This window comes from Psychrobacter sp. UBA2769 (assembly GCF_002352555.1).
GTDB lineage: Bacteria > Pseudomonadota > Gammaproteobacteria > Pseudomonadales > Moraxellaceae > Psychrobacter > Psychrobacter maritimus.
The window spans coordinates 1-12,118 of record NZ_DEIR01000019.1 but is presented as its reverse complement, the minus strand read 5'-3'; the positions used below and the strand labels follow the sequence as shown (position 1 = coordinate 12,118).

Here is a 12,118-nt window from a genome sequence, read left to right as displayed (position 1 = left end):
CAATTTAACCAGCATAAGCCATTGTTTTATCTATACTATAAGCACATAAAATACCCAAGATAACAATCATAAATTAGATAAATCTTAGTAAGGCAGTTATAGTGATTGCCGTAGACCAAATACAGTGAAGACCACAAAAATCCGCTCTGAGCGTTAAATGTAGTGAGTCTAACCGCTTAATAATAAAAGTATTTTGAAGATGAGTCGTGATAGCAGAATACGATTAAATGGGCAATGAGCCATCATAAATTATCGTGTCATCGCCTGTCTTAGAGACAGCATCGATTATTGTAACATCTCTTATCACCAAATATGATATTGCTAACCCATAATTGCTTAAACATTATATTGCTTAAACATCATATAGAAGCTTTTTAAGCATAGAAAATTTTCAATTACTACCGATATCATTTAGCTATCGTCACTCACTATCAGCTAGCTACGGTCACTTAACTATAATCATTTGATAGTCAGCACATATTTTTACCCACTAGCTTTTAACTGAATAATTTGTAACTGACAAGTTCAGTAATCGCCTTGTATTAATAGGCAGGTTTGTTTAGGGTAAGTAAGGCTGGATGATTAAGCGGCAACCTAGTTTTAACGATATTAAATTGGCTATATCACGCAAACTGTCATATTTGATGTCATACAAGCTTGATATAGTGACGATAAGAATTAGGTTTAGGTTTTAGTAAGATAAAAAGTTAGTTGCCCCATCTTTAATTGTTTTGACAATTAAATTTTCGTTTTTTACACCCCACCAAGGAGACTATAGATGTCAACTGCATATAAATCAGCGATCGATTTAGTACGTGAATTAAAGCAAAAGCACGGTAACTGGCAGAACATTAGCGAGACTGATGCGGCACGTATGATGTCACAAAACCGTTTTAAAACCGGTTTAGATATCGCAAAATATACTGCAAAAATCATGCGTCAAGATATGGAAGACTATGACAATGATACGTCTCAGTACACGCAGTCTTTAGGTGCATGGCATGGTTTTGTTGCCCAGCAAACTATGTACGCTAAGAAAAAATACTTTGGTACGACGTCAAAAACTTACATCTACCTATCAGGTTGGATGGTTGCAGCCCTTCGTTCTGAGTTTGGTCCTCTTCCTGACCAATCTATGCATGAAAAAACCTCTGTACCTAAGCTAATCGAAGAAATTTATACCTTCTTACGTCAAGCTGATGCTAAAGTACTAAACGACTACTTCCGTGAGCTAAACGCTGCAGAAGAAGCCGGTCAAGACACTTCAGCTATCCTAGAAAAAATCGAAAACTTTGATTCACACGTTGTGCCAATCATTGCTGATATCGATGCAGGTTTCGGTAACGAAGAAGCGACTTATTTGCTAACTAAGCAAATGATCGAAGCTGGTGCTTGTGCTATTCAGGTTGAAAACCAAGTATCTGACGCTAAGCAATGTGGTCACCAAGCTGGTAAAGTAACGGTACCGCATGAAGACTTCATCTCTAAACTAAATGCTATTCGTTATGCATTCCTAGAGCTAGGCGTTGAAGACGGCATCATCGTTGCTCGTACTGACTCTGAAGGCGCATCACTAACGCAAAAAATCCCAGTATCAAATGAGCCAGGCGACCTTGCTTCTAAATACATCGACTTCATCGAAATGGAAGAAGTGACTTTAGAAAATGCAAAAGAAAACGACAGCTTGCTTAAGCACAACGGCAAACTAGTACGTCCAGTTCGCTTGCCAAACGGTCTATATCAGTTCCGTGAAGAAACGAACATCGACCGCGTTGTCCTTGACTGTGTCACTGCTCTAGAAAACGGTGCTGATCTACTATGGATCGAAACACCAACTCCAGACGTAGAACACATCAAAATGATGGTTGACCGTATCAAAGAGCAACAGCCTAAAGCCAAGCTTGTATACAACAACAGCCCATCATTCAACTGGACGCTTAACTTCCGTAAGCAAATCATCGCTCAGTGGGAAGAAGAAGGCAAAGACATCTCTGCATACAATAAAGATGACTTGATGAGTGCTGATTACGATGGTACTGAACTTGATACAGCAGCTGACGAAGCGGCTAGAAACTTCCAACGTGATGCATCACGTGAAGCAGGTGTATTCCATCACTTAATCACGCTACCTACTTATCACACTACTGCTCTTAGCGTTCATGAACTTGCTAAAGGCTATTTCGGTGATGACGGTATGCTTGCTTATGCAGCTGGCGTACAACGTAAAGAAATCCGTGAAGGCATCGCTTGTGTTAAGCACCAAGCAATGGCCGGTTCTGACCTTGGCGATGATCACAAAGAAATCTTCTCTGGTGAAAACGCCCTTAAAGCTGGCGGCGGCAAGAACACGATGAACCAGTTCTAATGTCCGACCACTTATAAGTACACTTTATAAGTAAAAGTTTTAAGAAAAGCCGTCCTACCTTGTAGGGCGGCTTTTTTATGCGCTATACATAACCCCATCTCCTGCGATAACAGTGCTACTTAAGCAATCGTTTCATTAACTGCCATTCATTTACTCAGCACTTCTATTACTTGAGTCAACCAAAACAAAAGTTTTACTTGTTATTCACCGATAGCTTTCATACGATGGTAATCACTTAGATAATAATTTACATAGTATTAAAATAATCGGGAGCCATCATGCAAGAGATAGAGCTAAAGTTTTTGGTACCAGAATCACGACTAAAAGGCTTGCTGCGTCAAGCACAAGTCAAATCATCTGAAGTAACGCAACTGGCAGCCCATTATTATGATACCCCTGACCAACAGCTTGCACAGGCGGGTATTGGCTTACGTATTCGTAAAGAAGGCGATGCATGGGTACAGACCATCAAAGCGGGTGGCGACGGTATTGCGGCACGTTTAGAGCACAATGCGCCACTGGATAATGAGCAGGTACAGGCAATGCTCGATAGTAATACGCTTATGCCCGATTTAAGCATTTATAAAAACACCTCTGTCGCTCCTGCTTTGGCTGAATTTAAACTAAAAAAACTGGCCAAAAATCTTACTCGGTTATACGTGACCGATGTCGAGCGCACCACACGATTGCTGGTAGATGAGAGTGACGATGAAGCAAATAACCATGTCGAGATGGCATATGATTATGGAGAAATTATCCACGGTAATGATGATAGCCAGCGCGACGCTATTCAAGAAATTGAGTTTGAGCTGGTATCAGGCGATATAGACTTTTTATTTGCCACGGCCAAAACGTGGTGTAAACGCTATAAGCTTTGTCTATCTACGGTGACCAAGGCTGAGCGCGGTAGCTTGCTGATTACAGGGCAACATCATAGCCCAGGCGTCAGTGCTGACCTTGACCAGCTGACTATCAACAAAGACAGCAGCATGCCTGCATTTATACGGGCAGTAGTGCATAACTGTCTGTTGCAAATACTACCAAATAGCAGTGCCATCGTCGCGGGCAGCGAAGATGATGACCATATCCTGCAACTGTACATTGGCATTGCCCGCTTGCAAGCTGCCCTACAAGCATTCGCCAGCTATTCTGACGAAATCAATCCAGACTGGCTACCAATAATAAAACAAACAGCGGCTTTAATTAATGACTACCAAAAGCTTGCCTATCTCGCCTCCGATATAGAGCCTGAGTTACAACAGCACGGCGCACCTATCGTCGATTGGACAGCTGACATTGATACGCTCAAGATTACCCCAAAAGATGCCGTCGGTGCCAATGATTTTCAGCTGACCTTACTTGAGCTGATTGCCTTTACCATGAGCGACCCAAGCCTTGAACCGCAAGCGGATAAACCCGTCAGCGATAAGCTGGCAAAAACGCTATCTAAACAGTATGCAAAGCTTGGCAAAGTGGCGCAAATACTACAGAGTAAAAAGGCTACGGACTCAGATAGCATTACTGTAGAGAATAATGATTTAAAAAATGATGAGTTACAAAGTATTGATTCAGAAGATAGTGACTTAGAAAACGTCAATTCAAAAAGTATCAACTCAAAAAAACTTGATGTAGAAAATGACGATATAGAAAATAGTGATACAGATGACAAGGATGCAGAGCAAGCAATGAGCAAGCTGCATCAGCAGTTAACAAGCTTACTTTATATCAGTGAATTTGCCGCGCCATTATTAGAGAAGAAAAAGTCAAAAAAGAAAACCAAGCGCTGGCTAAAACGTTTGGTCAAAGCGCAAACAGCTTTGAATCACTATCGCAATCATATAATGTATCAACAGCGCTATCAGTTGAAATCAGAGACAGATAGCAATGCCCTATATGGCGCTGGTTGGTTTGCAGCCATGCTAACAAGAGACCATAAGCGCAGCGAAAAACGCTTGGCTAAAGTGATAGACAGCTCAATATTTTGGTAAAAATGCTCATAGCATTATGAATCAAGCTTAGAATAAACAAAGCTTTAAATAAAAATCTTAGCATAAAAAAGACAGCTCATTATATATGGGCTGTCTTTTTTATAAACTTAGCGCTCTTATAAACCTAGCACTTTCATACGCTCGCTAACTGGCTGATAGGTTTTCTCGCCAGCAGGCTCAACAATGTTACCGAACGGCATTTGCGCGACCAATTCCCAACTATCTGGGATAGAAAAAGCCTTAGCGGCATCTTCATCAACAAGCGGATTGTAGTGCTGTAGGTTGGCACCAACGTTCAAGGTACGTAGCTCTGTCCACATGGCATATTGATGCATGGCCGAGGTTTGCTGAGCCCAAACTGGGAATCTGTCTGCATATAACGCAAATTGCTCTTGCAGCGATTGAGTCACGTTTTTATCTTCATAAAACAGCACAGTACCCGCAGCAGCACGGAAGCCGTCTAGCTTTTGCTTACTGCCAGAAAAGTCGCCATCACCAACGGCTGCACGCAGTTTCTCTTCGGCGATATCCCATAGCCGCTGATGCTCGGCACCAAACAATACCACCAAGCGCGAAGATTGTGAATTAAAAGCAGAAGGCGTATGCAATAAAACACGCTCGGCCATATTGACAATTGCTTGTGGCTCTACTGGTAGCTCATTGCCCAAAGCATATACCGAACGGCGTTCATCAAAGGCTTGTTGTAAAGTGACTAGACTTTCTTTAGACATCATCATTATCCTGATAACTATAATAGAATGTAGGTTAAACGTGCCGTATTTGGCATGACACGTTGATATTAACAAGGAGGCTATTATATCAATATACTAAGTAACGTCTAGACTCTATAAAGTTTATTTTATCAATCACTCTATAAAGTTATTCTGTTTTACTTAAGCTTGAGTGAGTAATAAATAGCAGTTAATTAGCGATAATCGTCACTGCTGTACCTTCTTTAACCTGCTCGAATAATTCCATAATATCCTCATTACGCATACGTATGCAGCCATGTGAGAGTGGCGCGCCCATCGGCTCGCTGTCTGGCGTACCATGAATATAAATATAGCGCTGATAGGTATCACAGCCACCTTGGCTATTGCTGCCCTTATTAATTCCCTCTTCCAAACCACTTAACCAAAGAATACGGCTTAATATCCAATCGCGCTCAGGATGGCGCTTGCCAAGCTCTGCACTATATATCTCGCCCGTAGGAATACGGCCAATTAATACCGCATTTATGGGTTCATCTGTGCCAATTTTCTTGGCGATAAAATGTTTGCCAAGGGGCGTACAGCCGCTATCTTGCTGACTGCCTATGCCATTTTTAGCAGTAGATACCGTATATTGAGTCACTTCTTTATCGTATTCATAGAGCGTGAGCATTTGCTGAGCAATATTAATCACTAAATGCACATCAGATTTTTTGTTAAAGTTTTCGTTATTCGTCATAAAGGGATTCCAGCGGTCATTCACCTAATGGATGTCATTATTGACCGCGTGATGAGTAAGTTGAGTGAATTTTTCTATTATTAAGGGATTGTATCAAGGCTTTTGGCACCGTAATATAGGGGCACACTTTTTGATGCTAGCAGATTATGACGACTATTTCACCGACACGTGTGTCGATGTATGATTTTCTCTATCAAGATACCAAGCCGATGGTGTCATTATTGGCAGATGCGGCCAAGCTTTCATTACCGCAAGCACGCTTGGCGATGGATGCCAGCTTGCAGGCTATTGTCAGTGCCTTGCTTGCTTATCAGCAGCATAATGATGGGCAAGCCGTGAGCAAAAAGCTGTTTGGGCGCGGCGCGGTCAAAGAGCTGCGCCAATATAACTCGATGAATTTTTCGACCATCAATGCGACGTTATATCATCGCCATGAAGCGGCGGATGCGATATTTTATGATAATGCTCGCGTGATTAAAGCCAGTGAAGACATTGCTAGACAGATTGACGCGACGACGACGCAAGTGCAGATATTGCTCACGTCTCTATGCGTGATTGTCTTACGCGAGCTGGCTATTTTAGCCGAATATAGCCAACTTGATAACGACGAGATGGATAAATGGTTTGCCTTACAACCGCAGTTTTTATCAGCTGCTCGTTTTGCCGCCAATGAACCAACTTCTATCGAATCGAATGAAGCTAATGAAGCTAGTGAAGATAAAAATTTAACTGCGCCGACAGAAGGCGTTTTAGACTCGGCAGCAGAAATACAAGCAGAAGTCGAGAATAGCTCTAATACAGAACGTACCTTATTAAGTATAGAGCAGCTCACTGATACCCCGCCAGTTTTTAATCCTTACTGGCATGAATTGACGACATTTAAACCTGAACGTCATGAGCCGGTGCAAGACATGCAACTGGCGACGGGTAATTATTTAAAAGTCATCGGGCGCTCATCTGCAAATGCTCAGCAAGGCAAACATAATGACTTGCTCATGTTTGCGGAAATGACCGCTATCAGCTTACCGCACCAACGCTGGTTGCTGCAATTGGCTAAAATTTCAGAAATATACTTGCAGCGTAATCGCCTACGTATTACCTCCGAGCCTGCCAGCGCACCAAAACCACCTTTGGTCAGTTTGGGTCTAATCGGTAGCAATAACGACAATACGCCGACCACCACCAGTGAAAAGCCCATTGAATACGACGCGCCTATACCCCTCTGGAAAAATCCGGTTATCTTAATTATTATAGCTGTTATCGGGGTGCTCGGCGGGCTTGCCGCTCTTAAATATCAAAGCCAAAAATCTGATGGCGTGTTACTGGCGACAGAAGAGGTCATAGAACAAGACCTTATTAAGGAGCGTCAACAGCAAGATGTGGCTATCGTCATGGTAGACGATGATGAAGATGGTGCTGAAGAAGCAAAAGCAGCACAATGATAAGTGGCAGCAATTAATACATAACTTATTAAGCATCAAAAAATAGTCGAACAAACCTGCAAAAACCCATAAAAAAAGGCGCTAACTTAATAGCGCCGTTTTTATTTCTTCTTGCTTATGTTGTGTCGCTAGTAGACTGACTTTAAAATCGATATAGTGCGACTGGAATGAATTTTTCGTAGCCTCTGTGATAACAGCAAGCAAGGAAAATTTATAACAGTCGCACGTGACTATTAACGTATCATCTATGTCTCGAATTGACTACCGCAAATCTGGCTTACTTCGATAAATCACGACCACGGCTGGCTTCAATCGCCAAACGTAGACCATTTAAACGGATGAAACCTTCGGCGTCTTTTTGATCATAAGCGCCCGCATCGTCTTCAAAAGTGGCGATTTTTTCATCAAATAATGAATCATCTGACTTACGACCAACGACGCTTACCGCACCTTTGTATAATTTAACGCGTACTGTACCGTTGACATATTCTTGTGATTTGTCAATCAAGGCTTGTAGCATCATGCGCTCAGGGCTGAACCAATAACCGTTATAGATAATCTTAGCGTAACGTGGCATCAGCTCATCTTTTAGATGCGCCGCTTCACGGTCAAGCGTCAATGATTCGATACCACGGTGTGCTTTTAGCATAATAGTACCCGCTGGGGTTTCATAGCAGCCGCGTGACTTCATACCGACATAACGGTTTTCGACGATATCTAAACGACCGATACCATGCTTACCGCCAATCTCATTAAGCTTAATCATCACTTCATAAGGCTTAAGCGCTTCACCATCGATAGCAACGATGTCGCCTTGTTTGTATTCTAATTCTAGATATTGTGCTTCGTCAGGTGCTTCTTCTGGGCTAACTGACCAGCGCCACATATCGTCTTCTGCTTCAGCGTATGGGTCTTCTAAGATGCCGCCTTCATATGAGATATGCAGTAAGTTGGCGTCCATTGAATACGGAGATTTTTTCTTATTGCCGGCATAATCGATAGAAATATTATGTTCTTCAGCATATTTCATCAAGCTTTCACGGCTCGATAAATCCCACTCACGCCATGGCGCAATGGTGACCACATCAGGAGACAAAGCAACGGCGCCAAGCTCAAAACGTACTTGGTCATTACCTTTACCGGTCGCACCATGGCTAATAGCATCGGCGTTATGTTCTTTAGCAATTTCAACCAAACGCTTGGCAATTAATGGGCGCGCGATAGAAGTCCCTAACAGATACTCGCCTTCATAGATGGCATTGGCGCGGAACATTGGGAATACATAATCACGGGCAAATTCTTCACGTAAGTCTTCGATATGGATATGCTTGATACCCATCGCTTCAGCTTTGGCGCGCGCAGGCTCAACTTCTTCACCTTGACCAATATCAGCGGTGAAAGTAATCACTTCTGCATCATAGGTTTCTTGTAGCCATCTGGCGATAATTGAGGTGTCAAGACCACCTGAATATGCCAAGACGATTTTATTAATAGTTTTTGGATCAAGCTGAGCCATGAAGAACTCCTAATATAAGAATTTATTGTCGAATACATTTAATGGGACGTAAAATGCGAATGATGGGATGAAATCAATAAAAGATAGATTGCCTGCTCAGTGTACATCATATTTACTAACGGCAAAAGTGGCACTGCCATCAGGCACTGGGTTTTCCCTTATATTTGAGGTTAATTCTATAAATCCGGTTATTTCAAATAACAGTCGCTGTAAACAACCCTCATTAAACAACCCTCGTTTTTAACAACGTTCTTAAAACTCTGGCAAAAGTTAATCCGGTAAAAATCGCTTATCATTTATGTACAGATATTTTTCCGCATATTTAGTCAGGTAGGCAAATCTGTTATGATAGCAGCACAGCAAGACTCCCCCCCCTTCACTCCCGTATATGACGATATAGAGCGCGATGACACCATGACTGATTCGATTAGAGAATTAACCATCCTGCAGCCAGATGATTGGCATATTCATTTGCGCGATGATAAAGCGTTAGCAACCACCGTTCCGCATGCCGCCCAAAGCTTTAACCGCGTCATCTGCATGCCAAACCTTGTGCCACCTGTTAAAAATGTCGATGATGCTCATGCTTACCGTGCGCGTATCATGCAGCAGCTAGAAGCAAGTAATTTGAGCGCTGAGCGCAAAGCAGCTTTTGACCCACGGATGACCTTGTATCTCACGGATAACACCAGCGCCCATGATATCGAAATGGCGGCAAAATCAGGTATCGTACAGGCGGTCAAGCTCTACCCTGCTGGCGCAACCACCAACTCTGCTGATGGCGTTACTGATATCAATGCCCGCGTCGATATCTTTGAAGCGTTAGAAAAATACAATCTGCCATTACTGCTACATGGTGAAGTGACTCACGACCATGTCGATATTTTCGACCGCGAAAAACGCTTTTTAGACGAAGTATTGGCACAAATAATTGTCAAATTTCCAACCATGAAAATTGTAATGGAACATATCACCACCAGTGATGCCGCTGATTTTGTCTTAGCCCAAGGTAACCAAGTTGCTGCCACCATTACGCCGCAACATCTGATGTTTAACCGCAATCATTTACTGGTCGGTGGTATTAAACCGCATTTTTATTGCTTGCCTATTTTGAAGCGCGAAAGCCATCAAAAAGTATTGTTAGATGTCGCCACCAGTGGCAATCCGAAATTCTTTTTAGGCACAGATTCTGCGCCTCATGCAACGAACGCAAAAGAATCTGCTTGCGGCTGTGCCGGTTGTTATAGTGCTGCCAACGCCTTGCCGCTATATGCCACCGCTTTTGATAGTGTCGGTAAAATTGATAAGCTTGAAGGGTTTGCGAGTCGCTTTGGTGCTCAATTCTATGGCTTACCAGTCCACGAAAGCACCATTATTTTGATAAATACGCCGATGCAAGTACCAACCGACTACCCTTACTTTGATGGCTCGTCGTTAACGCCGTTAATGGCGGGCGAGATATTACCTTGGTCTATTAAAGACTAGCCTTGGTCTATTAAAGCCTAATAGTGATGACGTAAAACTGCCTGCGTCTCTATTATCTATTCGATCCTCTATAAAATAAACATCGTCCTACTGGTATAAATTGTGCGCAGCCTCTGGAGTGCGAAGCGCACAGCAAGCAAGGAAAATTTATACCAGTAGCGTATTATAATATTTGTACTTATTTTATTTAGGGCTATCTCCTATGATAGACAATGTGCTTCTGCTAAAAGGCAACTCCATTAGCAAAAGCAATACTCGCATCATAGGATGTTTATTTTTTAGCGATTTTTAATTCAATTCTTTAACTTAATTTTTTACTTCAATGTCACAGCACGACTGATAAAAGCGATTTAACTTGATATGACCATTCAAAACGATGCCGCCCTACCTGAAAACAACGCAAACAATACTAGCAATGTCACTAATACTAGCAATGTCACCAACACGACCGATGGCAACACAGACGAACAAGCGCCCATGACCTTGAAAGAGCGTTTTCGTAAGTTCTTGCCTGTAGTCGTCGATGTCGAAACAGCCGGTTTTAATGCGCAAACCGACGCCTTATTAGAGATTGCCTGTATTCCTGTTTTGCTAAATGAGCAGGGCGTGTTTTATCCAGGCGAGGCTTTAAATGCTCATATCGAACCCTTTGAAGGGGCAAACCTTGAGCCAAGCGCCCTCGCCTTTACCGGTATTGACCCTAAAAACCCACTACGTAAAGCCATTGCCGAAGATGAAAAAACTGCCCTACGCCGTATTTTTAAAGGTTTAAAGGAAGTGCGCCGTACTGAAGACTGCCGCCAATGCGTCCTTATCGGCCACAATGCGCATTTTGACTTGGGCTTTTTGAATGCGGCGGTGCTGCGTACCAATAGCAAAAACCATAATCCATTTCACAATTTTTCAGTCTTTGATACCGTGACCCTGTCTGCCTTAGCATTTGGACAGACAGTATTAGCACGTGCCTGTAAGGCTGCTGGTATTGATTTTGACGGTAAAGACGCTCATTCAGCGCTCTATGATACCCAAAAGACCGCTGAGCTGTTTTGTCATATCCTAAACAGCTACCCTATGCTATCGAATGCGATGCATCTTGAGCAGAGCAACTCGGAGGTGACAGAAGATAGCACCGCAGACACTACCGTACAAGCAACCGATAGCGACACCAAATAACATAAAGCACACGCCCTCCATTGTTAAACGCAAATAATAGTGCTATCTATAGTTAATAACCTGCTATGGATTATTTGAGCTTAACAAAAGGGACTTTGCTATGGAGCCACAGTTTAAGTTATGGGCAACCATCATCGGTTATATGCTGCTCGCTTTAACCATTAGCACTTGTACGTCGTTATGGATTCGGCATCATTTAAAGCGTAATGACCTACATCCACGCCGCGCGCTCAAAAAAAGATATTTAATTTTAAAAAGACGCAGAAAAAGGCTTGACAGAAAACGCAGACGCCATTAGAATACGCACCACTTCAGCATAAAGGTGAAAGCAGCTGAAGCGTTGTACTAGTCCCCATCGTCTAGAGGCCTAGGACACCGCCCTTTCACGGCGGTAACGGGGGTTCGAATCCCCCTGGGGACGCCACTATTTGGCGTCACTTGTTAGCAAGTTTGCTGTAAAGCATTGATAAGACTAATAAGCGTACCATCAAAAAGCCCATTCACATTTTTTGTGAGTGGGCTTTTTTTATGCCTGTTTTTATAGCTGCTCATTTCTCATGCGTTGTTATAATTTCGTATCAGTGACAATGCAGCGGTTTATGATGACTCTTTATGATAAATTTATAAAAGCAAAAAGCTTATGACAGCAAAAAGCCAGCGATTAATGCTGGCTTTTTTAGGGCGTGTCTTCAATTGGATA

At 42.6% G+C, this 12,118-nt stretch carries 8 protein-coding genes and 1 tRNA gene; 6 read left to right on the top strand and 3 right to left on the bottom strand.

Annotated elements, in window-relative coordinates:
- Positions 1 to 778: 778 nt before the first annotated feature.
- Together B3Q63_RS08700 and B3Q63_RS08695 are read left to right on the top strand one after the other, a co-directional pair.
- Positions 779 to 2,365 (top strand): isocitrate lyase, encoded by a 1,587-nt coding sequence (locus B3Q63_RS08700; RefSeq protein ID WP_201620139.1) that lies wholly within the window; start codon positions 779 to 781, stop codon positions 2,363 to 2,365.
- A 278-nt stretch (positions 2,366 to 2,643) separates the two neighbouring features.
- Positions 2,644 to 4,353, top strand: coding sequence for a CYTH and CHAD domain-containing protein (locus B3Q63_RS08695; RefSeq protein WP_296175777.1), 1,710 nt, complete (start codon positions 2,644 to 2,646; stop codon positions 4,351 to 4,353).
- 116 nt (positions 4,354 to 4,469) lie between these two features.
- Here B3Q63_RS08695 and B3Q63_RS08690 read toward each other — a convergent pair whose 3' ends face one another.
- Positions 4,470 to 5,084: a nitroreductase family protein gene (locus B3Q63_RS08690; protein ID WP_414706335.1), complete on the bottom strand. Its 615-nt coding sequence runs from the start codon at positions 5,082 to 5,084 to the stop codon at positions 4,470 to 4,472.
- Positions 5,085 to 5,274: 190 nt separating this feature from the next.
- Positions 5,275 to 5,802 carry a L,D-transpeptidase gene (locus B3Q63_RS08685; protein ID WP_296175774.1) on the bottom strand — a complete coding sequence of 176 codons (528 nt, stop codon included), beginning with the start codon at positions 5,800 to 5,802 and terminating at the stop codon, positions 5,275 to 5,277.
- A 146-nt stretch (positions 5,803 to 5,948) separates the two neighbouring features.
- On the opposite strand from B3Q63_RS08685, the gene B3Q63_RS08680 reads away from it, so the two are divergent.
- A complete protein-coding gene (locus B3Q63_RS08680) occupies positions 5,949 to 7,244 on the top strand; it encodes a hypothetical protein (protein ID WP_296175773.1) in 1,296 nt (431 codons plus the stop codon).
- 277 nt (positions 7,245 to 7,521) lie between these two features.
- Here B3Q63_RS08680 and B3Q63_RS08675 read toward each other — a convergent pair whose 3' ends face one another.
- Positions 7,522 to 8,760 (bottom strand): argininosuccinate synthase, encoded by a 1,239-nt coding sequence (locus tag B3Q63_RS08675; protein WP_201620143.1) that lies wholly within the window; start codon positions 8,758 to 8,760, stop codon positions 7,522 to 7,524.
- Between the two features lie 414 nt (positions 8,761 to 9,174).
- Here B3Q63_RS08675 and pyrC point away from each other — a divergent pair, with 414 nt between their 5' ends.
- The 3 genes from pyrC to B3Q63_RS08660 all read left to right on the top strand — a co-directional run bounded on the left by pyrC (position 9,175) and on the right by B3Q63_RS08660 (position 11,842).
- On the top strand, positions 9,175 to 10,245 hold the full coding sequence (gene pyrC, locus B3Q63_RS08670) for a dihydroorotase (RefSeq protein ID WP_296175934.1): 1,071 nt from the start codon (positions 9,175 to 9,177) through the stop codon (positions 10,243 to 10,245).
- A gap of 477 nt (positions 10,246 to 10,722) precedes the next feature.
- Positions 10,723 to 11,418: a ribonuclease T gene (gene rnt, locus B3Q63_RS08665; RefSeq protein ID WP_414706339.1), complete on the top strand. Its 696-nt coding sequence runs from the start codon at positions 10,723 to 10,725 to the stop codon at positions 11,416 to 11,418.
- A gap of 348 nt (positions 11,419 to 11,766) precedes the next feature.
- A tRNA-Glu gene (locus B3Q63_RS08660) sits at positions 11,767 to 11,842 on the top strand.
- Positions 11,843 to 12,118 lie beyond the last annotated feature (276 nt).

Coding starts and splice junctions, on each gene's coding strand:
- B3Q63_RS08700 (WP_201620139.1), top strand. CDS start 779: ATGTCAACTGCATATAAATCAGCGATCGATTTAGTACGTGAATTAAAG.
- B3Q63_RS08695 (WP_296175777.1), top strand. CDS start 2,644: ATGCAAGAGATAGAGCTAAAGTTTTTGGTACCAGAATCACGACTAAAA.
- B3Q63_RS08690 (WP_414706335.1), bottom strand. CDS start 5,084: ATGTCTAAAGAAAGTCTAGTCACTTTACAACAAGCCTTTGATGAACGC.
- B3Q63_RS08685 (WP_296175774.1), bottom strand. CDS start 5,802: ATGACGAATAACGAAAACTTTAACAAAAAATCTGATGTGCATTTAGTG.
- B3Q63_RS08680 (WP_296175773.1), top strand. CDS start 5,949: ATGACGACTATTTCACCGACACGTGTGTCGATGTATGATTTTCTCTAT.
- B3Q63_RS08675 (WP_201620143.1), bottom strand. CDS start 8,760: ATGGCTCAGCTTGATCCAAAAACTATTAATAAAATCGTCTTGGCATAT.
- pyrC (WP_296175934.1), top strand. CDS start 9,175: ATGACTGATTCGATTAGAGAATTAACCATCCTGCAGCCAGATGATTGG.
- rnt (WP_414706339.1), top strand. CDS start 10,723: ATGACCTTGAAAGAGCGTTTTCGTAAGTTCTTGCCTGTAGTCGTCGAT.